Raw genomic sequence first — 24,797 nt, 5'->3', positions numbered from 1 at the left:
CACCGCCGGCCGGGCGGGCCTCAGTTCGGGCGGCCGGGCGGGACCAGGCCGGTCTGGTAGGCGATGGCCACGAGCTGGGCGCGGTCGCGGGCGTCGAGCTTGGACATCGCCCGGTGGACGTGGGTACGGACGGTGAAGGGGCTGACGAACATCCGCTCGGCGATCTCCTCGTTGGTGAGGCCGGTGGCGGCCATCGACATCACCTCGCGCTCGCGGGCGGTGAGGACGGACAGCCGCTCGCTCGTGGAAGCGGCGGAGGCCGGCTCGGGCTGGGCCAGGAACTGGTCGATCACGGCCCGGGTGGCGGCGGGCGAGAGCAGTGCCTCGCCCGCCGCGACGGTGCGGACGGCGGCGAGCAGCTCCTTCGGGTCGGCGCCCTTGCCGAGGAACCCGCCGGCGCCCGCGCGCAGCGCCTGGGCCACGTACTCGTCGATCTCGAAGGTGGTGAGGATGAGCACCCGGGTGCCGGACAGCGCCTCGTCACCGCAGATCTCGGCGGTGGCGCCGAGGCCGTCGGTGCCGGGCATCCGGATGTCCATCAGTACGACGTCGGGCCTGGTGGCCCGGGCGAGTTCGACGGCCTCCCGGCCGTCGGCGGCCTCGCCGACCACCTCCATGTCCTCCTCCGCGTCGATCAGCAGCCGGAAGGCGCCGCGCAGCAGGGCCTGGTCGTCGGCGAGCAGTACCCGGATGGTCATGCGTGGTCCCTCTCCTCTCGGACCGCGCCGTCCGCTCGGGCGGCGCCGTCCTGTCCTTCGGCTGGTGTCGGGCGATCGGCTGGTGCCGGGCGATCGGTGCGGGCGGCGCGCGCGGCCCTGGCGGCCCGGGCGACGTCGGCGGCGGTGAGGGCGCCCACGGACTCGGGGCCGTCGTCGCGGGCGCCGGTGCGCAGCGGCAGTTCGGCGGTGACCAGGAAGCCCCCGTCGGGCCGCCGGTCGGCACTGAGCCGGCCGCCCACCGCCCCGGCCCGCTCGCGCATGCCGATCAGGCCGAAGCCGCCCTCGCTCGGCGGGTGCTGGGGCAGCGGCACCGCGCGGCGGCGGCCGGTCGCGGTCGGGCGGCCGTTGGCGACGCTGACCGCGACCCGGCTGCCGCTGTAGGCGAGGGTGATCTCGGCGTCGGCGCCGTGGGCGTGCTTGGCCACGTTGGTGAGCGACTCCTGGACGATCCGGAAGGCGGTGAGGTCCACGCCGGGCGACAGCGGGCGGGCCTCGCCCTCGACGGAGAGCCGGATCGGCAGACCGGCCCGCTCGAAGGTGTTGATCAGTTCGGGCAGCCGGTCGAGGCCGGGGGCGGGTTCGAGCGGGGCGCGGTCCTCGGCGCGGCGCAGCAGGCCGACGGTGGCGCGCAGTTCCTGGAGGGCCGAGCCGGTGGCGTCGGTGATGTGGCTGAGCACCTCCCGGGCCTGGACGGGGTGGTTGTCCATGAGGTGGACGGCGATGGCCGCCTGGGCGTTGGCGAGGGCTATGTGGTGGGCGACGACGTCGTGGAGGTCGCGGGCGATCCTGATCCGCTCGTCGGCGACCCGCCGACGGGCCTCCTCCTCGCGGGTGCGCTCGGCGCGTTCGGCGCGCTCCTCGATGGCCGCGAGGTGGGCGCGGCGGTTGCGGATGGAGTCGCCGAGGGCGCCGGGCAGCAGGGCCCAGGCGAGCACGCCGAGCCGTTCGCTGATCGGCCCGCCGGGGCCGAGCAGCAGGGTGATCCCGGTGAGCAGGACGGCGGTGACGACCGAGGCGCGCAGCGCGGTGGCACGGTCGGTGCGGATGGCGAGGAAGTAGAGGGCGAGCAGCAGCGGCGTGGCCACGGTCGGGGTGAGCCGGGGGCTGACCATGGCGAGCGCCATAGTGCAGAGCAGCGTGACGGCGACCACCGCGCGCGGGTGGCGGCGGTGGGCGAGCACGGTGACGGCGGAGAACAGCGCGATGGCGAAGGTGGGCGCGGCGAACGGGGTGAAGTGGCCGCCGTTCTGGTCGATGGTGGCACCGAGGCCGGTGACCGTGATCACGCCCGCGCCGCCTGCCGCGTCGAGCAACCGGGGATGGTCGCGGCGTAGGCGCTGCCAGATGTCGCTCATGCTCGTGCTCTCCGGTCGGGGGACGCTGGTCGCGCCCGCGCCCGGGCATCGCCAGTTCGTGCCGCGCCGCTCCCGGTGGGAGCGGCGGGCGGGGTCGGGGGCTCCGGACGTACGGCGGTCCCCGACAGCAACGGTAACGGTTGGGGTTCGAACCGCTGTCCGAGCCGTACGGGATCGGTCCGAGGGGGGTCGGGCCGTACGGGGTCGGGCCGCGCGGGGTCGGGCCGAGGGACGGTGCCCGGCCCGGGCCCGCGCGGTGGCGGGGCCGGGCCGGGCGGCAGCGCCCTAGACGGTGACGGACTCCCGGGCCGGGGCCGGCTCCGGGGCGGCGGTCACGAGCTTGCTGCCCTCGACGTCCACGTCCGGTATCAGGCGGTCGAGCCAGCGCGGCAGCCACCAGGCGCGGCGGCCGAGCAGGGCGAGGACGGCCGGGACGATGGTCATCCGGACGATGAAGGCGTCGAAGGCGACGGCCGCGGCGAGGCCCAGGCCCATCATCTTGATCATCGGCTCGCTCATCCCGATGAAGCCCGCGAAGACGGCGATCATGATGAACGCGGCGGCGGTGACCACCCGGGCGTTGTGCCGGAATCCGGTGACGACCGCCTCACCGGGCTCCTCGCCGTGGACGAAGCCCTCGCGGATGCGGGTGACCAGGAACACCTCGTAGTCCATGGCGAGGCCGAAGACCACGCCGATCATGAAGATCGGCATCATGCTCATCACCGGGCCGGTCTGCTCCACGCCGATCAGGTTGGCCAGCCAGCCCCACTGGAAGACCGCGACCACGGCGCCGAGCGCGGCGACCACCGACAGCAGGAAGCCGAGCGCCGCCTTCAGCGGGACGAGGAGCGAGCGGAAGACGATCATCAGCAGGATGACGGCGAGGCCGACGACCACGGCGAGGTAGGGCACCAGCGCGTCGGACATCTTCTGCGACACGTCGATGTTCATCGCCGTGGTGCCGCTGACCAGGACCGTCGCCCCGGTGGCCGTCTTCAGGCCGGCCGCGTCGTGGCGGATGGCGTGCACGATGTCCTTGGTCTCGGCCTCGCTCGGGCCGGTCGCCGGGACGGCGTTGAGCAGGGCCGTGTCGCCCGCCTGGTTGAACATCGGCGGCGTCACCGCGATGACCCCGGGCAGGCCCGAGACCTTCTTGGCGACCTCGTCGGCGGCGGCCTTCGGGTCGGCGACGCCCTTGGCGTCCACCATGACCGTCAGCGGGCCGTTGAAGCCGGGGCCGAAGCCCTCGGAGAGCAGGTCGTACGCGCGGCGCTGGGTGGTGGAGGTGGGCTTGGACTCGTCCCCCGGCAGGCCGAGCCGCAGGTCGAGCGCCGGGGCGGCGAGCACCCCGAGGCCGATCACGCCGCCGAGCAGCACCGCGAGCGGGCGGCGCAGGATGAAGCGGGCCCAGCGGGCACCGCCGTTCTCCTTCGCGCCCGGGGCCGCCGCACCGCGGGCCTTGCGGGCCTTGCGCGGCAGCACCTTGCGGCCGAGGAAGCCGAGCAGCGCGGGCACCAGGGTGAGCGCGACCAGCACGGCTATGACGACCGTCCCGGCGGCGGCCATGCCCATCTTGGCCAGGATCGGGATGCCGACCACGGAGAGGCCGGCGAGCGCGATCACCACGGTGAGGCCCGCGAAGACCACCGCGGACCCGGCCGTGCCGACCGCCCGGCCCGCCGCCTCCTGGGGCGTCCGGCCCTCGGCGAGCTCGGCGCGGTAGCGGGAGACGATGAACACCGCGTAGTCGATGCCGACCGCGAGGCCGAGCATCATCGCGAGCGTGCCGGTGGTGGTGGAGAGCCCGAGCGTGCTGCCGAGCGCGGTGATCAGCGCCATGCCGAGGCCGACGCCAATGACGGCGGTGAGCAGCGGCAGGCCGGCCGCGAGCAGCGAGCCGAAGGTGATCACCAGGACGACGGCGGACAGCGCCATGCCGATCGCCTCGCTGCTGCCGCCCGCGTCGGGCTTGGCCATCAGCGCGGTGCCGCCGATCTCGACCTTGAGGCCGGCGTCCCGCCCGTGCTGGGCGGCCTGCTCGAGGGTGTCGGTGGCGGTCTTGGAGACCTCGCCGGCCTTGGCGGAGTAGCTCACCGTGGCGTAGGCGGTGGTGCCGTCCGCGGAGACGGCGCCCTTCATCTTGAACGGGTCCACCGCGCTGGTGACCTGCTCGGAGCCGGCGAGCTCGCCGACCGTGCGCTCGACGGCCTGCTGGTTCGGCGCGGCGGTGATCTTCTGGCCGGAGGGGGCGACGAACACCAGGCGTGCCGAGGCCCCGTCGGCGTGGCCGCCGGGGAAGCGCTCGTTCATCAGGTCGAAGGCCTTCTGCGCCTCCGTGCCGGGCATCGCGAAGCCGTCGTCGGGTGCGGCGGGCGCCTTGGCCGCGAGGACTCCGACGGCCGCCAGCACGGCGACCCAGAGGAAGGTCACCAGCCGGCGCCGGACGAAGGTCCATCGGCCCAGACGGTAGAGGAACGTGGCCACGGGAGAGCGGACTCCTTCGGATGCGGTTCTCGGGATCGGGAGGTGCCGCGGCCGGCCGGACGTCCTGGTGGACGCGGTCCGCCGCAGCATGACCAATCCTTGATCGCCGACCCCTACTCCGTCGTCGTCCCTGCGCAGGCCGTTTGCGTACTGCGGACGCAGTAGTGCCCTCCCCCGTACGGAGGAGCGCGCGTCCTACCCCGGAAGCAGCCCCTGGACCTGCGGCGGAAGCAGATCCGGTCACCCGTGCGGTCCGCGGCGGCGGGCCGCGGGCCGGTGGGCGAAGTAGCGTGATGTGCCTGACCCGTCCGCTGACGTGCGGTTCGGGAGGATCCGACCCGATTGGTGCTGCTTTCGCAGCCCGCCGCCGGAGGTGCCCCATGGGCGTTCCAGCCGCCCGCATCGTGTTCGACGAGAGCGACCGTGCGGCCGTCGCCGAAGCGGTGACCGAGATGCTCACCACCGGCGCGCTGACCCTCGGTCCGTGGACCGAGCGCTTCGAGCAGGCCTTCGCCACCGAGCACGGCGCCTCGCACGCCGTCGCGGTGAGCAGCGGCACGGCGGCGCTGGAGGTGATCCTGCGCGGCATCGACGTCCGGGGCCGCGACGTGGTCGTCCCCGCCGTCACCTTCTACGCGACCGCCGGCGCGGTGGTGCACGCGGGCGGGCGTCCGGTCTTCGCCGACGTCGACCCGGCCACCCTCGCGCTCTCCCCCGAGACCCTGGAGGCGGCGCTCACTCCGGACACCGCCGCCGTCGTCCTGGTGCACATCGGCGGGCTGGTCGGCCCGCAGGTCACCGCGGTGCGGGCGCTGTGCGACCGGCGCGGTATCCCGCTGGTCGAGGACGCCGCGCACGCCCACGGCAGCAGCTTCGACGGGCGCGCCGCCGGGACCTTCGGCCTGGCCGGGGCCTTCTCCTTCTACCCGACCAAGGTCACCACCAGCGGCGAGGGCGGGATGATCCTCACCGAGTCGCCGGAGCTGCGCGACGAGGCCCGGATCTACCGCGACCAGGGCAAGGGCTCCTTCACCACCAACCACCACGTGAAGCTCGGCTACTCCTGGCGGATGAGCGAGCCGCACGCCGCGATCGGCTCGGTGCACCTGCGCCGGCTGAAGGAGTTCATCGAGACCCGCCGGGCCGTCGCCCGCCGCTACGACGCGGCGCTGGCCGGGCTGGACGGCCTCGACCCGGTGCTCGAACCGCCCGGCTGCCGGGGCAACTACTACAAGTACCTGGCGCTGCTGCCGTCCGGGGTGGACCGCGCGGAGTTCAAGCGGGCGGTGGCCGAGGAGCACGGGGTGCGGCTGTCCGGCGAGGTCTACGACCTGCCGCTGCACCTCCAGCCGGTGCTCGCCCCCTACCGGCGCGGGCCGCTGCCGGTGGCCGAGGACGTCTGCGCCCGGCAGGTCTGCCTGCCGGTGCACTCCGACATGACCGAGGACGAGACGGAGCAGGTGGTCGACGCCGTCTCCGCGGTGTACCGGCGCCTGGCCGGGTAGCCGGAGCGAAGGGAGCAGGATCGTGCGGATAGCCGTCACCGGAGGCTGCGGGTTCATCGGTTCACACGTCGTGGACCACCTGATCGCGGCCGGCCACGACGTCCTCGCGGTGGACACCACCGACAAGTACCTCAACCCGGACGCCGAGCACGCGCGGCTCGACATCCTCGACCTCGGGGCCCTCACCGCGGCGCTGGCCGGCAGCGAGGTGGTCTACCACCTGGCCGCCATGGCCGACGTCGAGCAGGTCTCCGCCGACCCCGTCCGCGCGGTGCGGACCAACATCGACGGCACCGAGGCCGTCCTGGAGGCCGCCCGGCGCAGCGGCCTGAGCCGGACCGTGCTGGCGAGCACCGTCTGGGTCTACGGAGCCGCCCTCACCGACGGGCAGATCGACGGCGGCGAACAGGAGCTGGACGAGCACGTGCCGATCGAGCTGGAGCACAGCGGCCATCTGTACGTCGCCACCAAGCTCGCCGCCGAGATGCTGGTGCACAGCTACCGCGAGCTCTACGGGCAGCACTTCACCATCCTGCGCTACGGCATCCCGTACGGCCCCCGGATGCGGGACGAGCTGGTCGTCGCCCGGTTCGTCCAAGCCGCGCTGACCGGCCGGCCGATCACCATCGCCGGGGACGGCCGGCAGAGCCGCAACTTCGTCTACGTCGAGGACCTCGCCGACGCCCACGTCCGGGCCCTCTCCCCCGCCGCCGAGGACCAGACCTTCGCGCTGGAGGGCTCGGCGGCCGTCTCGGTGCGGGACATCGCCGACACCGTGGACGCCCTGCTGGGGCCCGTCACCATCGAGCACATCGACGGGCGGAAGGCCGACTACGCGGGGCGGCGGATCTCCTCGGCACAGGCGAAGCGGCTGCTGGGCTGGTCGCCGAGCACCAACTTCACCGCCGGCGTGCGGCAGTACGCGGACTGGTACCGGGCCGCCGTCGGCTCGGCCGCCGGCGCCTGACGGGGGCCGCCCGATGCCGCACGCCCTGCTGGTCTCCGGCTCGCTCGGGCAGGGCCACGACGTGATGGCGCAGGCCTGCGCGGACACCCTGCGGGAACGCGGCTGGACCACCGGCACGGTCGACGCCATGGCCCTGCTCGGGCAGCGCTCCGGCGCGGCCGGGGAGGCGGTGTTCCGCCGACTGCTCGACCTGCCCGGGGTGTACGACGCCTTCCACTTCTCGGCGCTGCGGCCGGGCGCCCGGCTCGCCCTGCTCGCCGACGCGGCGGCCCGCGCCCGGCTGGTCCCGGCGCTGCGGGAGCTGATCGCGGCGCAGCGGCCGCAGCTGGTGGTCTCGGTGTTCGCCACCGCGACCTCGGCGGTCAACCGGCTGCTGCGGCAGGCACCGGAGCGGGAGTTCCGGCACTTCGTGTTCTGCACCGACGTGACGCCGCACCGGCTCTGGGTGCAGGAGGGGACGGACCTGTTCCTGGTCACCTCGGAGGTCGCGGCGTGCGCGGTGCGGCGGTACCGGCCGGACGCCGACGTCGCCGTCGTGCCGGCGCCGCTGCGGCAGCCGTTCTACCGGCCGCCGGAACGGGCCGCGGCGCGCGACGAGTTGGGCGTGCCGGCGGGCGCCGCCTGCGTGCTGCTGATGTCGGGCTCCTGGGGGCTCGGCCCGCTCGCCCGCACCGCCGCCTCGCTGGCCGCCGCCGGGCCGCACGTGCTCGCGGTGGCCGGGCGCAACCGGGAACTGGAGCGCCGGCTGCGGACCGCCGCGCGCCGGGAGCCCCGGCTGCACCCCTTCGGCTACACCGACCGCGTCCCCGCGCTGATGGCCGCCGCCGACCTGGTGGTCACCAGCTCGGGCGACACCTGCAGCGAGGCCCGGGCGCTGGGCCGGCGGCTGCTGCTCCTCGACGTGGTGCAGGGGCACGGGCGCGACAACCTCCAGCACGAGCTGGAGCTCGGCCACGCCGACGTCGCCACCGCCCGCCCGGCCGAGGTGGTCCGCAACGCCCTGGCCGCCCTCGGCCGCCCCGAGCCCCCACCGTCCGCCGGCGCCACACCGGAGGCCTGGCAGGCCGGGTTCGGGGCGGCGCTGCGACGGGTGGGGCTGGGCTAGCCGCGCGGGGGACGTGGTGCGGCACGCGGGTGGTGGCCGGTGCGTCCGTCACCCCGGACGGTTCCCCGCGCCCGACGGCACCCGGTGGTCGCGGAGGGGGCCGAGGGTGAGGCGGTGGGTGCGGCAGTGGGCGGCGATCAGTGGGAGGGCGGCGAGGGTGGCGCGCCAGGAGCCGGGGGCGGAGGTGCAGTCGGAGTCGTGCAGCAGGAGGGTGGCGCCGCCGGTGAGGCCGGGGCGGGCGGTCGCGTAGACGGACTCGCCGGTGGCCTCCGCCGTCCAGTCGCGGCCCCAGGCCGTCCACAGCACGCTGCGCAGGCCGAGCCGGCGGGCGGCCAGGGCCGGGCCGGCGGTCAGGACGCCGTACGGCGGGCGGTACCAGCGCGGGCGGGCGCCGCAGAGTTCGGTCACGGCCTCGCTGGCGCGGCGCAGTTCGCGCAGGTCGCGGGCGGGGGCCGGGTACCACTGCTGCCGGTGGTGCCAGCCGTGGACGGCCACCTCGTGGCCGCGCAGGACCAGCTCGCGGCCGAGCCCGGGGGCGCGCTCCAGCATCGCGCCGAGCAGGAAGAAGGTGGCGCGGGCGCCGAGTTCGTCCAGCGCGTCGAGGACGTACGGGGTGCTGGCCGGATCGGGGCCGTCGTCGAAGGTCAGGGCGACGTGGCCGGGCGCGGTGCCGTGGCCGGCGGTGCGGCGGGCCAGGGTGCGGCGCAGTGGCGGCAGGCGGACGGCGGCCGGGGCGAGGTGCAGGAACTCCGCGCCGGCGGCGAGGGCAGTGGCGGCGACGGCGGCGGTGCCCGTCCGGTGCACGGCGGCGCTCACTCGAAGCGGGCGGCCATCCGGCGGAACACGCCCGGTGCCACCCCGTGGAGGCGGGACGGGAAGCCGAGCCAGTGCGGGACGTAGAGGCGGTCGCGTTCGGTGGTGATGGTCGCCACCACCGCGTCCGCGACCCGGTCCGCCGGGACCAGCCTCGGCCAGTCGCGCTCGTACGGGGTGCCGCGCCGCTCGAAGAACGGGGTGTCCACCGCGCCGGGGAGCACCAGGCGCACCCCGACGCCCGTGCCGCGCAGCTCGTACCAGAGGCTCTCGGCGAACATCGTCAGTGCGCCCTTGGTGGCCGCGTAGCCGGACTCCTCCCGCGAGCCGACCTGGCCGACGATCGAGCCGAGCAGCACGATCCGGCCGCGGCGGCGCTCCAGCATGCCGGGCAGCAGCAGCCGGACCAGGCGCAGCGGGGCGGCGAGGTTGACCTCGATCATCCGGTCCAGGGTGTCGGAGGGCGTCTGCGCGTACGGGCCGCGCCAGCCCAGGCCGGCGCTCGCGACCAGGGCGTCCACCCGGCCGGCGTCGGCCAGGGCGGCCTCGGCGAGGCGGGCCGGGCCGTCCGGCTTGCTCAGGTCCTCGGGCAGGGCGCGGCCGCCGGTGCGGTCGGCGAGTTCGTCGAGGCGGGCGCGGTCGGTGCCGGAGAGCAGGGTGAGCCAGCCGGCGTCGGCCAGGCGGGTGGCGGTGGCGCGGCCGATCCCGGAGGAGGCGCCGGTGATCAGCGCGACGGGGCGGCCGGCCGGGTCCGGCGGGGGCTTCAGGGCCTTCCGGTCGGCGGGAGCCGCGAGGTCGGTGACCTCCTTCGGGTCCGACCGCCGGGGTCGGGAGTGGGGCTCCTCCGCCATCGGGCACCTGCCGCTCTGTGACCGCCTAGCCGTCCGTTTTGTCCGGCAAGTCACCTTCGCACGGCGGAGCCGTCCGGGCTACCGGGGCGGTACGGCGGGCTCCGCCTCGGCGTCCCGGTGCGGGGCGGTCGGCTCCGCGGGCCCGCCCTCGGGCTCGCCGAAGCGGGAGAGCACGAAGGTGCCGCCCACCGACACCGCGAAGCCCGTCAGCGCGCACCACTCGAACCCGGGGCGCGCGGCGTCCCCGAGCACCGTGACGCCGACCAGCGCCGGGCCGAAGGTCTCGGTCACCGTCCCGGCGGCGGTCGCGGCCGTCACCGTGCCGCGCTGCAGGGCCAGGGCGTAGGCGAGGTAGCCGCCGAGGCCGCCGACGGCGAGGGCGTAGGCGGCCGGGTCGGTGAGCACGGCGACCGGGCCGGAAACGTCCAGTACCCGTACGGCCAGGCTGGTCACGCCGAAGCCGGCCCCGGCCAGCAGCCCCAGGCCGGCCGCGGCCGCGTTGCCCTCCCGCCGCACCAGGACCAGGGTGGCGAGCAGCAGGACGGCGGTGGTGGCGAGCAGCGCCCAGTGGAAGGCGGGCGCGGCGTGGTCACGGCCCTCCCGGCCGGAGCCGAGCGCCAGCAGGGTCAGGCCGACGACCACGGCGAGGATGCCCGCGAGGTCGCCGCGGCGCAGCCGCGCGCCCAGCAGCCAGACGGCCGCCAGGGCGGTGACGGCCAGGCTGGCGTTGGTGACGGCCTGGACGAGGAAGAGCGGGAGGGTGCGCAGGGCGACGATGCTCAGCGCGAAGCCGACGATGTCCAGCAGGGTGCCGAGGAGGAACTGCCAGGACCGCGCCAGCGCGGCGAGCAGGCCCGCCCGGACCCGGTCGGCGCGCGGGGCCGACCGCGCCCCGCGCGCCTGGAAGACCGCCCCGAAGCCGAAGCAGACGGTCGCGACCAAGGCGGTGGTGAGTCCCAGCAGCATGCCTCTCCCAGCCTCCCGGGGCAGCGTCGATCCACCACCAGTCTGGGCCCGGGGGGACGGGGCCGCACAGGTGGAGCGGGTGGGACGGGAGCGGGAGCGGGGTCGGACGGAATCGGCTGGGCCCGCCGGGTGGACCCGGGCGGCGCGCGGTTTGCCGACGGACGGTGTCGCGTCATCCCTGATCCATGATTCAGCACGCCATGCCGCTCGCCGCATCCGGTCTGAAGATCGACTGGGCCAGGATGCCGACCTACAACACGATCATGTCGGTGGCCGCCGGCGCCGGACTCCTGCTGGTGGTCGCCCTGGGGCGCCGACTCCTCGTCCAGGGGCGCAGCACCACGCTCGAGGGCTGGGCGCTGGCGTTCGGGGCCCTCGGGTTCACGCTCGTCACCACCGGCCTGCACATGACCCTGACCTGGCCCCTGGCCGGGCAGGGGTTCCCGTTCGACAACGTCATCTTCGGCGAACCCGCCCTGGCGTTCGGCGTCTTCCTGCTGACCGCCTCCTTCTACCTCTGGAAGCGCGGCAGCGAGCTCCTCGCCGCGGACGGCGTCGACCGGACGGTCCGGGTGGCCGCGCCGATCTCGGTGTTCGTCTTCGGCATGGGGCTGGCCTGCTTCGGCATCGCCGCCGCGGGCTGGAAGTACACGCTCTTCGCCGCCCCGCCGGAGGAGCCGATCTCCGGGGAGTTCTCGGACTGGCCGTGGCTGGAGGCGAGCTTCATGTCCGGGCTGTACGTCCTGGTCGGCATCGGGGCACTGCTCTTCCCCTTCGCGCTGCGGGACCCCCGGCGGTGGATGAGCCCGGTGATCGGCGTCGTGTGGGGGCTGGCCGGCCTCGCCTTCCTGGCGTTCGGCGGGCTGAACTACTTCACCCACATCGGGCTCATCGTCAACACCATGTGACCGGCCGCGGGTGTGGCCGGGGCGCCCCCGTCACGGCCGGACGGCCACCCCCGCGTACAGCGAGACCTCCTCGGCGGCGACGAGCGCCTCGTCGGGGGACGGCCGCCACTGCGCGATGGGGACGAGCCCCGGCTCCAGGAGGGTCCAGCCGTCGAAGAAGCGGGCGATCCGCAGCCGGGTGCGGGCCTGGGCCGCGGTGCCGGCCGCCTCGTAGATCCGGGTCAGTGTGGCGATGTCCTCGGGTGCGAACTCGGGGCTGACGTGGGTGATCACCAGGGCGCTGCCCGGGACGAGGGCGGACTTGAGGTGCTCGACCAGCTCGTCCGCGCCGTGGGTGTCGGGGACGAAGTGGAGCAGGGCGTTGAGGGAGAGCGCGACCGGGCGGGACAGGTCGAGGGTCTCCCGCAGTCCGGGGGCGGCGAGCAGCCGGGCCGGGTCGGTGGCGTCGGCCTCGACGTAGGCGGTGCGGCCCTCGGGGGTGCCGGTGAGCAGGGCCTGGGCGTGCGAGAGCACGATCGGGTCGTTGTCGGCGTAGACCACCCGGGCGTCCGGCCGGACGCCCTGGGCGACCTCGTGCAGGTTGGGCGAGGTGGGGATGCCGGTGCCGATGTCGAGGAACTGGTCGAAGCCGAGCTCGGCGAGGGCACGGGTCGAGCGCTGCATGAAGGAGCGGTTGACGCGGGCGGCGGCGCGCAGCCAGGGCGCGACGGCGAGGGCGTGCCCGGCGGCCTCGCGGTCGGCGGCGAAGTTGGTGAACCCGCCGAGGAAGTAGTCGTACATCCGCGCCGAGTGCGGAACGTTGAGCCGCAGGTCCACCCCGTCGTAGAGACCCATCCGTGTTCTCCCCCCGATGCCGTGCCCGATCGATCCTCCCCGCCCACGATAGGCGCGGCCCCTCGTGTTCCGAACAGCTTCCGGGCATTCCAACCAACCGCTGGTTCCCATGAGATGACAATCTGTATTCGGATTGCAGCCTGGAGTGACAGGCCTGATGGAATGAGGATGGGCGCAGACAGCCCGACCCTCGGGTGGCCCGGTGCGCAGCCGGCGGCCACGGAAAGCAGGCCCGATGACGATCGACAGGGGCGCCCCGACGCGCAGGCACCGGGGCGGAACGGCCGTGGCGTACCTCCGCGGGACGGCGGCGGAGCCGACGGCCGACACCGACCCCGGACTCCGCTCCGACCCCGAACTTCGCCTGGGCCTCCCCTACGTGGCCTTCTGCGAGACCCACGAACCCGCCTGGCGCGCCCTGGCCCTGACCCGGATAGGCAGCCAGTCCGACGCGGAGCTGGTGGTCTCGGCGGTGAAGGCCGACCTGGCCCGCTGCTGGTCGCAGGTGCTCCGGTTCGAGGAACCGGCCGCGTACGCCTGGCGGTTGGCCAATCGGCACGTCGCGGACTGGGTGGCCTCCGAGGAGCCGGTCGAGGTGGAGGCGGTCACCTTCGCGGCGGTGATCGGCGCCTTCAAGCAGGTGGCGAAGGGGCTGCTGCACAGCGAGGCGGACGAGGTGCGGCTGTACGCGGCGATCCTCGAACTGCCGGACCGGCAGCGGGACGTGGTGATCCTGCGGTACCTGCTCGGCCTGCATGTCAAGGTGATCGCGGCGTACCTGGGGCGGCCGGTGGCGACGGTGCACTCCAACCTCCGGCACGCCCGGGAGAGGCTGGCCCGCCGGCTCGGGGTGGGCGAACTCCCGGACGGCGGCGGGGAGCTGTGACGGCGGCACCGGAGGACCGGGCCCCGGACGGACCGGGCCGGGCCGACGGCGGGCGCACGGTGTTCCGCGTCCCGCGGCCCGAACGCGCCCATGCGGAGCGGATCGCCGCCGTGCGCCGGGCGCGCCTCACGGCCGCGCCCGCGCACCTGCCCTCGGAGCACGAGCAGGCGGCGTTCGAACTCGGCCTGGTGGTGGCCCTGGTGCTGGGCGCGCCGGACGCCTCGCGCGGACTCGACCTGCTGGTGAACGCGCGCCGGATCCAGCCGGAGGGGGCCGAGGTGTTCGGCGCGCTGCTGTACGCGACCGGCAAGGAGGAGGGCGCCGAGTTCTGGTGGCGCTTCGCGGCCGGCTCGGGCAGCGGGACGGCCGCGTACTGCCTGCACCTGCACCACCTGATGCTCGGCGAGACCGACGACGCCGACTACTGGCGGGCCTGGTCGGACCAGCTGGCCACGGCCGAACGGCCGCCCGGGCCGAGGGCGTTGATGATGAACCGGCCGCTGCTGCCGGACGACGTGCGGCGCGACATCCTCGCCCGGGTGCACCACGGGCTGGCCCCGCAGCTGCCGCCCGCCCTGGTCGCGGTGATCGACCGGCTGCCGGTGCAGGACGGCGGCGAGGAGGAGGTGCCGAGCCCCTGGGGGCTCACCTCGGGGGCGACCTCCGCCTGTTCCTGGGAGGACCTTCCGTGGGAGCCGGTGGATGATCACGACGACCCGTGGGGGTGAGCGCCGTTGGGGCCGCCGTGATCATCCCTTCAGGTGAGCACGGACAGCCGGGCGGCGACGGCCGGGTCGCGCCCGCTGCCCGCCTCGGTCCGCTCCCCCGCCGGGAGGTCCTGCCGCACGACGTAGTGGTGCGGCGCCATCGCGGTGTCGCGTCCGGGTAGGGCGGCGACCACCGCACGGTGGGCCTCGACCGGGCCGAACGAGGGGTCAACGGTCGCCAGTTCCACCACCAACTTCCCCTCCTCCTCGGAGAGTCGGTGCTCCCCGAGGGCGGTCCGCAGCAGTTCGCGGACGGCCGCGAGGTCGATCCAGGCGCCGTCGACCAGCCGCCATTCGCCGCCCCTTTCACCCCCCGGCGGGCCGAGCACGGCGGGCAGGTCGGACAGCAGCACCGGCCCCTCGGCGGCGGCCGCGAGCAGGGCCGGCAGGGCCCGGGCGAAGCCCTCGGTCTCCTCGGGGTCGAGCACCTGGGGGCAGGCGATCAGGGCGAAGTCGAGGCTGCCGGTGATCCGCAGGATGGTGAACATCAGCCGGACCGGCAGCGGCGGGGCGGGCAGGACGGTGAGTTCGGGGTCGACGGCCGGGGGCGGCTGGGCGTCGGCAACGGCGGCCGGGATGGTGAGGCTCAGGTCGTTGACGACCACCTGGCGGGAGAACCGGGCCCCGCGCAGGTGGGCGGCGTCGTCCACCAGCTGCCAGACCTGCTGGGCGTCCAGGATGCTGTGCCAGTAGGCGCTCAGCGAGGCGGACTTGGCGCGGCCGATCAGCTGGTCGAGGTCGGCCGCGCCGGTGTCGAGCAGGATCAGCGCGTCCTGCGCGAGGGTGCCCACGTGGTCGATCAGGGCGGCGCGCTGGCGGTTGGCGGAGAGCGCCGAGAGCACCAGCTCGCGGCTGCCGGACCGGTGGGCGACCAGCGCGGCGAAGGCGGCGAGCAGGACGACCGACGGGCTGGCGCCGGTGCGCCGGCAGACGGCGGCGAGGTGGTCCGCGGCGGTGCGCGAGCGGACCAGCAGGGCGCTGTGGTCGCCGGGCGGGCCGGTGATCCGCGCGTCGGCGAAGACGACCTGCGGGCCGGCGGTCAGGACCCGGGCCCAGTGCCGCAGCGCGGCCGCGACCCTGCGGCGGCCCTGGGCGCTCTGCTCCGCGACGGCGACCTCCAGCGGGGTCGGAGCGGTGACCGGCGGCAGCTCCTTCCCGGCGGCGAGGGCGTGCCAGTCCTGGATCAGCACCGCGGTGGCGGCGCCGTCGGCACCCGCGTGGCAGACCACGGCGACCAGCCGCAGCAGCCGCTCGCCCGCGGCGAGCATGGTGAACCGGACCCGCGGCGGAGCATCGAGGGACACCGGGACGGCGACATCCGCCCGGCCCAACTCGGCGGCCAGCACGTCCAGTTCGACCTCGCTCCGACCGCCGGCCTCGACCACCGTGACGGCGAACCGGCCGTTCCGGTGCACCACCTGGCGGTCCGGGAAGCCGTCCGGGTCGGGGCCCGCGGGGAAGGAAGTCCGCAGCGACTCGTGGCGTTCGACCAGCAGGCGCAGGGCGACCAGCCCGGCGGGGACCGAGACTCCGTCGGGCACCGGCCAGACGGAGTCCTTGTTGATCCCCTCGGGCGGGTCGCGCCGGATGCAGAGGACCATGTTGCCCTGGCCCCGGGTGAGCGGGCCGGAGCCGCCGCCCTCGGCGGCGTACCGGACGGTGATCCGCCTGGGGGTCGCTGTCGTGCCGCGCGGTGTCGCGCCGAGTGACGTCGGATCGTTCGGTGGGGCGTCCTGCGGTGTCACGTCGTACGCGCCTTTCGGCTCGCCGGGGAGGGCCGGGGAGGGTTCGGCAGGGGGTGTGACGGGACGCTACCAGCGCCCTCGCGAACTGGTCCAGACCAAACCTCGACGGGCCCGATCCATCGTCAATTTTCTTTCCACACACGGCAGTTGACATGTATCGGCGATTCCCCGAGGGCCGCCACGGCAGCCCGGAACGGCTCCGCCACGGGAACGTCGCAGAGCCGGGACGGGCCGGTGCCGAGCCCGCCCGGGTCGGCCACCAGTACCGGCGAGGGGCCGCCCACGGGCACGCCGAAGGACCGCGCGAGCCGCCCGCCGTACGCCTTGACGCAGGCCTCCCGGCGGCACCACAGGGTGGTGAACCGCGCCGCCCGCTCGGCCGGTTCGACGGGCTCGGCGACGAACCGCGCCTCCTCGGACGGGAACCAGCGGGCGGCCATCCGCTCGGCCGTCCGGGGGTCGTGGAGCCGCTCGACGTCGACGCCGACCGCCCGCCCCTCGGCGAGGGCCAGCGCCGCGAACGCCCCCGAGGCCGACCAGCTGACCCGCAGCCCACCGGCCGCCGCGGGCTCGGGCTCGGGCTTGCCGTGCGGGCCATACCGCCAGACCAGTGCGGCCGGGGGCACGCCGAGCCGGGCGGCGACCAGCCGCCGGACGGTGCCGCGCACCACGGTGAAGCGCTCGCCCGCCCCTGGGTCCATCCGCGCCGCCCGGGCGCGTTCGTCCGGGTCGAGCAACGGCCACAACTCGGCGGCCGGTACAGCTGGTTGACGCGTATCGATCAGCCAGAGGTCGATCGCCGTCACGGCAGGGCCAGCGTGCTGAGCACGCCGAGCCGGCGGTCGTACCCGGCCAGCAGCGCGGGCCGGCCGTCCGCCCGCCAGCGCGGGAGGTGGTCGGCCAGCTCCGCCCAGAGTCCGGTGAACGGCTGGGCCGGCGGGGGCTCCCCGGCGCCGAAGCCGGGGCCGAGCAGGAGCGCCGCCTCCGGCCCGAGCTTCTCGGCCTCGGCCCGGACCGCCTCCGCCGGGGAGGCCTCGCCCCGGGTCTGCCGGACGGCCAGACCGCCGCCGGGGGCCTCCTCGCAGACCAGCACCACCACCGCGTGCCGCTCCGGCAACGGCACCGGCCCGGACGGTTCGTAGTGCAGCGCGCTCTGTTCGGCGAGCACCACCACGGCCCGGCGGCAGGTGCCGGTGCGCTGGTGGGCGGCGGCCAGCCGCAGCGCGGTGAAGGCCGCCGCGCCGCCCTGGTCGCAGACCGCGAAGGAGAGCGGGCTCCCCGGGACGGACCGGCTGAGCGCCAGCGAGGACGGTGCGCCGGGCCGGACGTCCGGGGTGTCGAAGGCCAGGATCAGCAGGTCCGCCGGCTCGTCCTCGGCCAGCGCCTCGCGCAGCGGTCCGGCGGCCAGCTCCTCGTAGGAGTGGCCGACGCCCTCGCCGAGCAGGTCCTCGCGCAGCGGCAGGCCGTAGGGGCGGACGAGGTCGGAGACGAAGACCCGCAGGTCCGGGTCGAGCGAGGTCTCCGAGCGGCCGTCGGAGCGGCGGGCGAGCACCCGGGTGATCCGCAGGCCGGTGGGACCGGGGGCCACCCGGTCAGTCCTCGGGGATGACGTGCCCGGCGACGTAGTCGGCCAGCCTGGTGACCGACCGCAGGTCGTCCTCGGTGATCTGCTCGACGTCCACCTGGATGTCGAGCGACTCCTCCAGCTCCAGGATCAGCTCGATGGTGCCGGCCGAGGTGAGGCCGAGGTCGTCGAAGAGGCAGGCGTCCTGCGGGATCTCGGGCAGTTCGCGCTTGAGGACGCGCGGCAGGAGCTCGCCGATGCCGTGCAGGATGCGCTCGCGCAGTTCGGGGTCGGTGGTCTGGACCGCGGCTTCTGACATGGGTGTCCCGTCCCGTCGTACGTGGGATGTGTGCTCCGGGGCTTGCAGGCGCCCCGGGGCTCTGGGGTGGCGTGGGAAATGCGGTGTGGGAAATACGGCGTCGCTGTGCGGACGACGGCCGCCGGAGGAGTCGGCGGGCCGTCAGTACCGCATGGCCATCGCGGAGAACGTGGCTCCGACACCGGCGGCGGCGATCAGGTAGTGGTCGCCGCGGCGGAGCAGCCCCCGCGTGGTGGCGGTGTGGAGATTGATGAGGCCGTCTGAGGCGAAACTGTGCCCGACCGACCGCACGTTGTCCAGCACGACTTTCTCGACCGGATAGCCGATCCGGCGCGCGATCATCCGCCAGGACGCCTGGTTGACGTTGTGCGGCAGGATCGCGGCCAGGTCGGAGAGGTCCAGACCGGCCTGGTCCAGGGCGGCCTCGATCGCCTCCACCATCACGTTCGGGTACTCGCGCTGGTAGCGGGCGAGCAGGTCCGGGTCCTCGGCCAGCCGGCCGTCGAACTCCGGGCGCTGGCGCACCGCGAAGGAGAGCATCCGGTGGCGCTCGCCGTCGGCGCTGACCAGGCAGGCGGCCGCGCCCTCGGCGAAGATGCCGGTCTCGGGCACCACCTGGGCGTCCCTGGTGAAGGTCTTCTCGCCGGTCAGCACCAGTGCGAGCGCCGCCGGGTCGGGTTCGGCCGCGAGCAGCCGGCCGGCCAGGTCGATGGCCAGCAGGCCCACCGCGCAGGCGTGGTGGGTCACCGTGAAGGCGTCGGCGTGCGCCAGGCCACGGGTTTCGAGCAGGTCGTGCAGCGGGTTGAGCGGATGGGGCACCGCCACCGGCATGCTGCGGGCATGGATCACGAAGCGGACGTCGCGTTCGCGTCCGCGCAGCTCCGGCAGGTTGTCCAGGGCGGCTTCGAGCAGGTCGGGCAGCGTCCCGGTCGGGTCCAGACGTAGCTGGTCCAGGCCGTGGAAGCGGCGGAAGAGACGGAGTTGACGTGGGGTCAGGCCGATGCGCTCGCCCACCGCCTCGATGGGAACGGCGTGTGGGGGGAGGTGGACGGCCACTGCCTCCAGTGCGGTCACCCGGGCTAGTATTCCGACGCCCGCCGGGTCGCACAAGTGATCCCGGGCCCCTCCACCGTCGCCGCCGCTCCCCGGAAGCCGCCAACTGCGCTCCGATGCGGCCGCGTTCACCCCCGTGCCGTCGAGCAGGTGGGAGATCTCTCATGCCGAACCCTGAACCCCTCCACCCCGACGCCCCGTTGGACCCGGAGCTGGTGGCCCTGCTGGTCGAGGCGGCCGGCGCGCCGCCCGACTGGGCGCGCCACGTCACCCCGGACGCCCGACTGGACGGCGACCTGCTGCTGGACGAGAACGAACTCGCCGACCTGTCGCTACGGCTGCGCGAGCGCTTCGGTCCGCGGGCCGACCTGGCCGCGCTGCGCGCCGGGCTGGACCTGGCCGCCCTGGAGGCCCTGACCGTCGCCGACCTGCGGCGACTGCTCCCCGAGGAGGACGCGCGATGACCCGGTTCCTGCTGGTGATGCCGCCGTTGACCGGCCACGTCAACCCGGCCGCGGGCATCGCCGCCGAGCTGACCGCACGCGGCCACCAGGTCGCCTGGACCGGCACCGAGTCCGTGCTGCGCCCACTGCTCGGCCCGCACGCCGAGGTGCTCGGCACCGGCACCCGGGCGTTCCGGGCCCAGGGCGGGCACGGGCTGGCCGCGCTGCGCACGCTCTGGGAGGGCTTCATCGTCCCGTACGCGCGGTTCACCGCGAAGCCGCTGGACGCGATCGTGCGGGAGTGGCGGCCGGACGTCCTGCTGGTCGACCAGCACACCCCGGCGGGCGCGCTGGTCGCGCACCGGCACGGGCTGCCGTGGGCGTCCTTCGCGCCGGGGGCGATGGAACTGGGGTGCCCCTACCGGGCGTTGCCGCAGGTCGAGGCCTGGATGGCCGGGCTGCTGCGCGGGCTGTGGGAGCGCGCCGCGCTGCCTCCGGAGGAGTACCTGGACCCGCGCTTCTCCCCCGCCCTGGTGCTGGCGACCACCGGTCCGGCGCTGACCGGTTCGGCCCCGCCGCCGGAGCACGCGCTGGTCGGGCCGGTGCTGTCGGTACGGCCGCACGACCCGGACTTCCCGTGGGAGCGGCTGCTGCCCGGCCGGCGGCGGGTGCTGGTCACCATGGGCACGCTGGCCGGCGAGCTGGGCGCGGACTTCCTGGCCCGGTCCGTCCGGGCGCTGGAGCTGTGCGGCGACGACGTGCAGCCGGTGTTCGCCGCGCCGCGCGGGCTGCTGCCCGAACTCCCGCCCCGGGCCGTGGCGGTGGACCGGGCGCCGGTGCTGGAGCTGATGGCGCGCGGCGAGCTGGACGCGGTGCTCTGCCACGGCGGGATGAACACCGTGGGCGAGGCGCTGGCGCACGGCCTGCCGCTGGTCACCGCGCCGATCCGGCACGACCAGCCGGTCGTGGCCGGCCAGGTGGCGGCGGCCGGCGCGGGGCTGCGGGTGCCGTTCGCGCGCGTCGCGCCGGAACGGCTGGCGGGCGCGCTGCGGGCCGTACTCGACTCCACGGAGTACCGGCGGCGGGCGGTTCAGGTCGGCGCGGAACTGCTGGCCGGGGGCGGTGCGGTGGTCGCGGCGGACCGGCTGGAGGCGCTCGGCCGAACGGGCCCGGGCCGGCGCCCTGTAGCAGACCGGGAGACCGCACGTCCATTGGTCTAGGCCATTGTTTCCGGGGCGGGGTTCGCCCTAGGGTGTCGCAGCGGCACCGCCCTCCGCAGGTGCCGGGCCCCGCCTTCCCAGGTGCCGTGGCAGCCCATCCCCGCACGGGAGTTCCCGTTGATCGAGACCACGGGACTGCGCAAGTCCTACCGCAAGAAGACCTCCCGCCGCGGCGGCGACGACACCACCGTCGACGCCGTCCGCGGCATCGACCTGTCGGTCGCCGCCGGCGAGATCTACGGCTTCCTCGGCCCCAACGGCGCCGGGAAGACCACCACCCTGCGCATGCTGGCCACCCTGATCCGCCCCGACGGCGGACAGGCCGTCATCGCCGGGGCCGACCTGTTCACCGACCCCGCCGGGGTCCGCCGCCGGATCGGCTACGTCGCCCAGGGCGGCGGCACCACCGACAACGTCAGCGCCCGCGAGGAACTGGTGCTCCAGGCCCGGATGTACGGCGCGGCCAAGGCACAGGCCGGCCAGGCCGCCGCGGACGCGCTCAAGGCCTTCGACCTGACCGGGTTCGGAGACCGCCCGTGCGCCACCTACTCCGGCGGCCAGCGCCGCCGGGTGGACATCGCGCTCGGGGTGATCCACCAGCCGCGGGTGCTGTTCCTGGACGAGCCCACGGTCGGGCTGGACCCGGCCAGCCGGGCGTACGTCTGGGAGGAGATCCGCCGGCTGCGCACCGAGGGCATGACGGTGGTCGTCACCACCCACTACCTGGACGAGGCCGACGCGCTCTGCGACCGGGTCGCCATCGTCGACCACGGCCAGGTGGTGGCCGAGGGCACCCCCGAGGCGCTCAAGCGCGAGATCTCCGGCGACGTCGTCCTGGTCGGGCTGGACGCCGCGGAGGCCGCCTTCGAGCGCGCGGCCGCGGTGCTGCGCCCGCAGCCGTACCTGCACCGGCTGGAGCAGAACGGCGACGAGGGGCTGCGGCTGTACCTGGAGGACGGCGCCGCCGCCATCCCCCAGCTGCTGCGCGCGCTGGACGCGGCGGGCCTGACGCCCGGCACCGTGCAGCTCCAACGGCCCAGCCTGGACGACGTGTTCCTGGCCCGCACCGGGCGCTCGTTGCAGCAGTCCTGACCCCGCACCGGGCGCCCGCCGCGGCAGTCCCGCCCCCGCACCACCCGGACCCGCACCACCCGGCCCCGCACACCTCCCTGGGGAGACCGTGAAGCTCGCCCGCGACACCTGGCTGGTCTTCCAGCGCCAGCTGCTGCTCATGATCCGCACCCCGATCTGGATCGCCGTCGGCATCATCCAGCCCGTGTTCTACCTCCTGCTGTTCGCCCCGCTGCTGAAGAAGGTGCTCGCCTCGGAAGGCGCGCGCAGCTACGCCGACGTCTACCAGGTTTACGTACCGGGCCTGTTGGCGGTGCTGTGCATCTTCGGCGGGCTGTACACCGGCTTCAGCCTGCTCGGCGAGCTCAGGTCCGGCATCATCGAGCGCTCGCGGGTGACCCCGGTGAGCCGGCTGGCGCTGCTGCTCGGGCGGGCGATGCGGGAGATGGTGGCGCTGCTGGTGCAGGCCGTCCTGATCACCCTGATCGCCCTGCCGTTCGGGCTGCGGGTGAGCCCGCTGAACCTGCTGCTCGCCTACCTGCTGCTGGGCCTGCTGGCGCTGATGACCTCGGCGATCTCCTTCGGCATCGCGCTGATGGTGCCGACCGACGCGGCGATGTCGCCGGTGGTCAACACCATCGCGCAGCCGATCGCGCTGCTGTCCGGGGTGCTGCTGCCGCTCACCCTGGCGCCGGAGTGGCAGCAGCAGGCGGCCAGGTGGAACCCCTTCTACTGGGCGGTGGAGGGCATGCGCGCGCTGTTCTCCGGGCACGCCGGGGACGACGTGGTCTGGCAGGGGCTGCTGGTGGTCGCGGTGATGACCGTCCTGGCGGTGTACTGGTCGGCCCGGCTGTTCTCCACCCGGGTGCGCTGACGGACGGCACGGAGGGGCCCGGCTCGCGATGAGCCGGGCCCCTCCGTCGTCCCCGTCGCGACCTCAGGCGGTCAGGAAGGCCGCCAGCTTCGCCACGCCGTCGATGATCTGCGCCTGCGTCAGCGAGCTGACGGACAGCCGCAGCCGGTGCTCGCCGCCGCCCGCCGGGTAGAACGGCGCCATCGGCGTCCAGAGCACCCCGTGGTCGCGCGCGCAGCGCTCCATGGCCGCCTCGTCGGCGACGAACGGCACCGTCAGCACGGCGAAGAAGCCGCCGTCCGGCCGGGTCCAGGAGATGCCCAGCCGGCGCCGCACGGAGGCCGGGAAATGCCGGTCCAGCTCCCGCAGCAGGGTGTCCATGCCCGCCGCGTAGTGGGCCGTGGCAGGGGCGTTGGCGGCCCGCAGGCGGCAGTCGTGGGTCAGCAGCATGCCGCCGATGACGGCCTGGCTGAGCGCGGGCGTGTTGACCGTCGTCATGCTCTTCAGCTTGGCCAGCTCGTCCGCGAGCAGGCTGCGCCGCCCGTCGGGGCCGGCCACCTCCTGGTCGGCGACCACGTAGCCGAGGCGGGCCCCGGGGAAGCAGGTCTTGGCGAACGAGCCCAGGTAGACGACCTGGCGGCGGCGGTCCAGCGCCTTGAGGGTGGGCCGCTGCCCCGGGGTGCGGGAGAAGAAGCCGTACGGGTTGTCCTCGACGACGAGCACGCCCTCCTCGGCCGCGGCCTCCAGCAGCCCGGTGCGGGCCGCGACCGGCATGCTGGTGCCGGAGGGGTTGGCGAAGTCCGGGACGACGTAGAGGGCGCGCGGACGGCGCCCCTCGGCCCGCACCGCGCGGGCGGCGGCGCGGACCGCCGCCGGGTCGGGGCCGCCGTCCGGGCCCTCGGGGACGGGGCGGACGGTCAGGTCGAGCAGCCGGGCGGCGCCGGTGACGCCGACGTAGCAGGGCGAGCTCACCAGCAGGACGTCGTCCGGGCCGGCGCACAGGGCGCGCAGCGTCAGCAGCATGCCCTCCTGGGCGCCGACGGTGACCACCACGGCCCCGGGGTCGACGGTCAGGCCCTCGTCGTTGGCCAGCGCGCGGGCGACCAGGTCGTTGATGAGGCCCTTGGTCGGGCCGTACTGGAACAGCGCGGTGCGCACCGCGTCCCGGCCGAGGCCGCGGTCGGCCAGGTGGGCGAGGTAGGTCTCCAGGTAGGCCGGGACGTCCTCGGGCTCGAAGAAGCCCTCGTAGGGGCGGCCGGGGGCGAAGGAGACGGCGTCCGGGTAGCGGGTGGTGACCTCGTTGAGGAAGGTCATCGCGTCCAGCAGCGGATCGGCCAGGGAGGCGTGCAGGTCGTCCAGTCGGAGGTCCGCCGCGGCGCCTCCCGGAGCGGGCGGAACCGTCACCGCAGCGCCTCCCGGAGACACCCGGCCGCGAAGGCCTGGGCCTCGGCGGCGTCGTCCAGGGTGCCGGTCATGGCGAAGAAGCCGTGCGGCATGCCCGGGTAGCGGCGCAGCTCGACCGGGACCCCTGCGGCGCGCAGCGCCTCGGCGTACTGCTCGCCCTCGTCCCGCAGCGGGTCGTACTCGGCGGTCAGCACGGTCGCGGGCGGCAGGCCGGCCAGGGTGGCGGCGCGCAGCGGGGAGGCGTACGGGCTGGCGCCGTCGCCCTGGTCGGCCAGGTAGTGCCCCCAGTACCAGTCCACCGAGCGGCGGTTGAACAGTGCCGGGTCGTCGTGGTCGCGCAGCGACGGGGTGTCGGCGCCGTGGTCGGTGTTGGGGTAGACCAGCAGCTGGTGGCGCAGGGCGGGGCCGCCCTCGGCGCGCAGCAGGAGGGTGAGCGCGGCGGCGAGGTTGCCGCCGGCGCTGTCGCCGGCGACCGCGATCCGGTCCGGGTCGACGCCGAACTCCTCGGCCCGTTCGACGAGTTGCAGCAGTGCGGCGCGGCTGTCGTGGAGCGCCGCGGGGAAGGGGTGCTCGGGGGCGAGCCGGTAGCCGACGGAGGCGGTGACGCAGCCGACGGCGTTGGTGAGCCGGCGGCAGATCGCGTCGCTGGTGTCGGGCGAGCCGAGCGTCCAGCCGCCGCCGAACAGGTAGAGCAGGGCGGGCAGTCGGCGGCCGGGCGGCTCGGGGCGGTAGAGCCTCAGGGCGAGTTCGCCGCCGGGGCCGGGGACGCGGTGCTCCTCGACGGCGGCGACCGGCTCGGGCGTGCCGGCCGCCGCGCGGATGTCCGCGAGGTCGGCGGCACGGGCCTCGGCGAGGGTGAGGGTGTAGAGCGGCGGGGTCCCGCTGCTCGCGCGCCGGGCGCGCAGCGCCTCGGCCTGGGGGTGCAGGGGCATGGGCGGATCCGTTCGGTGCGCGGGGCTCGG

Annotated in this window: 24 protein-coding genes; 10 read left to right on the top strand and 14 right to left on the bottom strand. The window is 75.1% G+C overall.

Features of this window, described 5'->3' with window-relative positions; all coding sequences use genetic code 11:
• Positions 1–20 precede the first annotated feature (20 nt).
• The 3 genes from ACLWS4_RS10025 to ACLWS4_RS10015 all read right to left on the bottom strand — a co-directional run bounded on the left by ACLWS4_RS10025 (position 21) and on the right by ACLWS4_RS10015 (position 4,561).
• The gene (locus tag ACLWS4_RS10025; protein ID WP_049651497.1) at positions 21–698 is read right to left on the bottom strand and encodes a response regulator transcription factor; all 678 of its coding nucleotides are present in this window, start codon (positions 696–698) and stop codon (positions 21–23) included.
• Positions 695–2,074: a sensor histidine kinase gene (locus tag ACLWS4_RS10020; protein WP_074004856.1), complete on the bottom strand. Its 1,380-nt coding sequence runs from the start codon at positions 2,072–2,074 to the stop codon at positions 695–697. Before ACLWS4_RS10020 ends, ACLWS4_RS10025 begins: the two co-directional genes overlap by 4 nt.
• A gap of 285 nt (positions 2,075–2,359) precedes the next feature.
• Positions 2,360–4,561, bottom strand: coding sequence for an MMPL family transporter (locus ACLWS4_RS10015; RefSeq protein WP_416873837.1), 2,202 nt, complete (start codon positions 4,559–4,561; stop codon positions 2,360–2,362).
• Between the two features lie 380 nt (positions 4,562–4,941).
• Between ACLWS4_RS10015 and ACLWS4_RS10010 the strand changes: the two genes are divergently transcribed.
• From ACLWS4_RS10010 to ACLWS4_RS10000, 3 genes are read left to right on the top strand one after another with little or no spacing between them, the layout of a single operon-like run.
• Positions 4,942–6,066, top strand: coding sequence for a DegT/DnrJ/EryC1/StrS family aminotransferase (locus ACLWS4_RS10010; protein WP_416873836.1), 1,125 nt, complete (start codon positions 4,942–4,944; stop codon positions 6,064–6,066).
• Between the two features lie 22 nt (positions 6,067–6,088).
• Positions 6,089–7,033, top strand: coding sequence for an NAD-dependent epimerase/dehydratase family protein (locus ACLWS4_RS10005; protein WP_049658039.1), 945 nt, complete (start codon positions 6,089–6,091; stop codon positions 7,031–7,033).
• Between the two features lie 13 nt (positions 7,034–7,046).
• The gene (locus ACLWS4_RS10000; protein ID WP_416873835.1) at positions 7,047–8,138 is read left to right on the top strand and encodes an MGDG synthase family glycosyltransferase; all 1,092 of its coding nucleotides are present in this window, start codon (positions 7,047–7,049) and stop codon (positions 8,136–8,138) included.
• A 48-nt stretch (positions 8,139–8,186) separates the two neighbouring features.
• On the opposite strand, the gene ACLWS4_RS09995 is transcribed toward ACLWS4_RS10000, so the two are convergent.
• The 3 genes from ACLWS4_RS09995 to ACLWS4_RS09985 all read right to left on the bottom strand — a co-directional run bounded on the left by ACLWS4_RS09995 (position 8,187) and on the right by ACLWS4_RS09985 (position 10,768).
• On the bottom strand, positions 8,187–8,942 hold the full coding sequence (locus tag ACLWS4_RS09995) for a polysaccharide deacetylase family protein (RefSeq protein WP_387967801.1): 756 nt from the start codon (positions 8,940–8,942) through the stop codon (positions 8,187–8,189).
• 8 nt (positions 8,943–8,950) lie between these two features.
• Positions 8,951–9,802, bottom strand: coding sequence for an SDR family NAD(P)-dependent oxidoreductase (locus tag ACLWS4_RS09990; protein WP_416873834.1), 852 nt, complete (start codon positions 9,800–9,802; stop codon positions 8,951–8,953).
• A 78-nt stretch (positions 9,803–9,880) separates the two neighbouring features.
• The gene (locus tag ACLWS4_RS09985) at positions 9,881–10,768 is read right to left on the bottom strand and encodes a DMT family transporter (protein WP_416873833.1); all 888 of its coding nucleotides are present in this window, start codon (positions 10,766–10,768) and stop codon (positions 9,881–9,883) included.
• A 185-nt stretch (positions 10,769–10,953) separates the two neighbouring features.
• Between ACLWS4_RS09985 and ACLWS4_RS09980 the strand changes: the two genes are divergently transcribed.
• Complete coding sequence (locus tag ACLWS4_RS09980) at positions 10,954–11,676, top strand: DUF981 domain-containing protein (protein ID WP_049656235.1); 723 nt, start codon at positions 10,954–10,956, stop codon at positions 11,674–11,676.
• Positions 11,677–11,706: 30 nt separating this feature from the next.
• Here the strand turns inward: ACLWS4_RS09980 and ACLWS4_RS09975 are convergent, their stop codons facing one another.
• Positions 11,707–12,510 carry an SAM-dependent methyltransferase gene (locus tag ACLWS4_RS09975; RefSeq protein ID WP_416873832.1) on the bottom strand — a complete coding sequence of 268 codons (804 nt, stop codon included), beginning with the start codon at positions 12,508–12,510 and terminating at the stop codon, positions 11,707–11,709.
• Positions 12,511–12,745: 235 nt separating this feature from the next.
• Here ACLWS4_RS09975 and ACLWS4_RS09970 point away from each other — a divergent pair, with 235 nt between their 5' ends.
• Entirely contained in the window at positions 12,746–13,396 is a 651-nt protein-coding gene (locus tag ACLWS4_RS09970; protein ID WP_416873831.1) for an RNA polymerase sigma factor, read from the top strand.
• The gene (locus ACLWS4_RS09965) at positions 13,393–14,124 is read left to right on the top strand and encodes a hypothetical protein (RefSeq protein WP_416873830.1); all 732 of its coding nucleotides are present in this window, start codon (positions 13,393–13,395) and stop codon (positions 14,122–14,124) included. The genes ACLWS4_RS09970 and ACLWS4_RS09965 overlap by 4 nt, the downstream gene beginning before the upstream one ends.
• Positions 14,125–14,153: 29 nt before the next feature.
• Here ACLWS4_RS09965 and ACLWS4_RS09960 read toward each other — a convergent pair whose 3' ends face one another.
• The 5 genes from ACLWS4_RS09960 to ACLWS4_RS09940 form a co-directional block, all read right to left on the bottom strand.
• Entirely contained in the window at positions 14,154–15,908 is a 1,755-nt protein-coding gene (locus tag ACLWS4_RS09960) for a condensation domain-containing protein (RefSeq protein ID WP_416873829.1), read from the bottom strand.
• Positions 15,909–16,030: 122 nt separating this feature from the next.
• A complete protein-coding gene (locus ACLWS4_RS09955) occupies positions 16,031–16,714 on the bottom strand; it encodes a 4'-phosphopantetheinyl transferase family protein (RefSeq protein WP_416873828.1) in 684 nt (227 codons plus the stop codon).
• On the bottom strand, positions 16,711–17,496 hold the full coding sequence (locus tag ACLWS4_RS09950) for a hypothetical protein (protein WP_416873827.1): 786 nt from the start codon (positions 17,494–17,496) through the stop codon (positions 16,711–16,713). The genes ACLWS4_RS09955 and ACLWS4_RS09950 overlap by 4 nt, the downstream gene beginning before the upstream one ends.
• Positions 17,497–17,500: 4 nt before the next feature.
• Positions 17,501–17,791, bottom strand: a complete 291-nt coding sequence (locus tag ACLWS4_RS09945) for a phosphopantetheine-binding protein (RefSeq protein ID WP_049653836.1) — start codon at positions 17,789–17,791, stop codon at positions 17,501–17,503.
• Between the two features lie 141 nt (positions 17,792–17,932).
• A complete protein-coding gene (locus tag ACLWS4_RS09940; protein WP_117492999.1) occupies positions 17,933–18,865 on the bottom strand; it encodes a 3-oxoacyl-[acyl-carrier-protein] synthase III C-terminal domain-containing protein in 933 nt (310 codons plus the stop codon).
• Between the two features lie 143 nt (positions 18,866–19,008).
• On the opposite strand from ACLWS4_RS09940, the gene ACLWS4_RS09935 reads away from it, so the two are divergent.
• From ACLWS4_RS09935 to ACLWS4_RS09920, 4 genes are all read left to right on the top strand, one after another.
• A complete protein-coding gene (locus ACLWS4_RS09935; protein WP_117492998.1) occupies positions 19,009–19,308 on the top strand; it encodes a hypothetical protein in 300 nt (99 codons plus the stop codon).
• Complete coding sequence (locus ACLWS4_RS09930; protein WP_416873826.1) at positions 19,305–20,507, top strand: glycosyltransferase; 1,203 nt, start codon at positions 19,305–19,307, stop codon at positions 20,505–20,507. Before ACLWS4_RS09935 ends, ACLWS4_RS09930 begins: the two co-directional genes overlap by 4 nt.
• Before the next feature lie 117 nt (positions 20,508–20,624).
• A complete protein-coding gene (locus ACLWS4_RS09925) occupies positions 20,625–21,599 on the top strand; it encodes an ATP-binding cassette domain-containing protein (protein WP_049653828.1) in 975 nt (324 codons plus the stop codon).
• Between the two features lie 88 nt (positions 21,600–21,687).
• Positions 21,688–22,452, top strand: a complete 765-nt coding sequence (locus ACLWS4_RS09920; RefSeq protein WP_416873825.1) for an ABC transporter permease — start codon at positions 21,688–21,690, stop codon at positions 22,450–22,452.
• Between the two features lie 63 nt (positions 22,453–22,515).
• Here ACLWS4_RS09920 and ACLWS4_RS09915 read toward each other — a convergent pair whose 3' ends face one another.
• Together ACLWS4_RS09915 and ACLWS4_RS09910 are read right to left on the bottom strand one after the other, a co-directional pair.
• Complete coding sequence (locus ACLWS4_RS09915; protein WP_387967826.1) at positions 22,516–23,835, bottom strand: PLP-dependent aminotransferase family protein; 1,320 nt, start codon at positions 23,833–23,835, stop codon at positions 22,516–22,518.
• Positions 23,832–24,767 (bottom strand): alpha/beta hydrolase, encoded by a 936-nt coding sequence (locus ACLWS4_RS09910; protein WP_416873824.1) that lies wholly within the window; start codon positions 24,765–24,767, stop codon positions 23,832–23,834. Before ACLWS4_RS09910 ends, ACLWS4_RS09915 begins: the two co-directional genes overlap by 4 nt.
• Positions 24,768–24,797: the final 30 nt, after the last annotated feature.

This window comes from Kitasatospora sp. SC0581 (genome assembly GCF_048159585.1).
Taxonomy (GTDB): Bacteria; Actinomycetota; Actinomycetes; order Streptomycetales; family Streptomycetaceae; genus Kitasatospora.
Note: the sequence above shows the minus strand (reverse complement) of the source record. Positions and strands in the feature narration are given on the sequence as shown.

Bases quoted from the DNA above. Each gene is read 5' to 3' on its own strand.
- ACLWS4_RS09930 (WP_416873826.1), top strand. From the start codon at position 19,305: ATGACCCGGTTCCTGCTGGTGATGCCGCCGTTGACCGGCCACGTCAAC.
- ACLWS4_RS09910 (WP_416873824.1), bottom strand. From the start codon at position 24,767: ATGCCCCTGCACCCCCAGGCCGAGGCGCTGCGCGCCCGGCGCGCGAGC.
- ACLWS4_RS09975 (WP_416873832.1), bottom strand. From the start codon at position 12,510: ATGGGTCTCTACGACGGGGTGGACCTGCGGCTCAACGTTCCGCACTCG.
- ACLWS4_RS10010 (WP_416873836.1), top strand. From the start codon at position 4,942: ATGGGCGTTCCAGCCGCCCGCATCGTGTTCGACGAGAGCGACCGTGCG.
- ACLWS4_RS10025 (WP_049651497.1), bottom strand. From the start codon at position 698: ATGACCATCCGGGTACTGCTCGCCGACGACCAGGCCCTGCTGCGCGGC.
- ACLWS4_RS09935 (WP_117492998.1), top strand. From the start codon at position 19,009: ATGCCGAACCCTGAACCCCTCCACCCCGACGCCCCGTTGGACCCGGAG.
- ACLWS4_RS09990 (WP_416873834.1), bottom strand. From the start codon at position 9,802: ATGGCGGAGGAGCCCCACTCCCGACCCCGGCGGTCGGACCCGAAGGAG.
- ACLWS4_RS09985 (WP_416873833.1), bottom strand. From the start codon at position 10,768: ATGCTGCTGGGACTCACCACCGCCTTGGTCGCGACCGTCTGCTTCGGC.
- ACLWS4_RS10000 (WP_416873835.1), top strand. From the start codon at position 7,047: ATGCCGCACGCCCTGCTGGTCTCCGGCTCGCTCGGGCAGGGCCACGAC.
- ACLWS4_RS09945 (WP_049653836.1), bottom strand. From the start codon at position 17,791: ATGTCAGAAGCCGCGGTCCAGACCACCGACCCCGAACTGCGCGAGCGC.
- ACLWS4_RS09980 (WP_049656235.1), top strand. From the start codon at position 10,954: ATGATTCAGCACGCCATGCCGCTCGCCGCATCCGGTCTGAAGATCGAC.
- ACLWS4_RS09970 (WP_416873831.1), top strand. From the start codon at position 12,746: ATGACGATCGACAGGGGCGCCCCGACGCGCAGGCACCGGGGCGGAACG.
- ACLWS4_RS10020 (WP_074004856.1), bottom strand. From the start codon at position 2,074: ATGAGCGACATCTGGCAGCGCCTACGCCGCGACCATCCCCGGTTGCTC.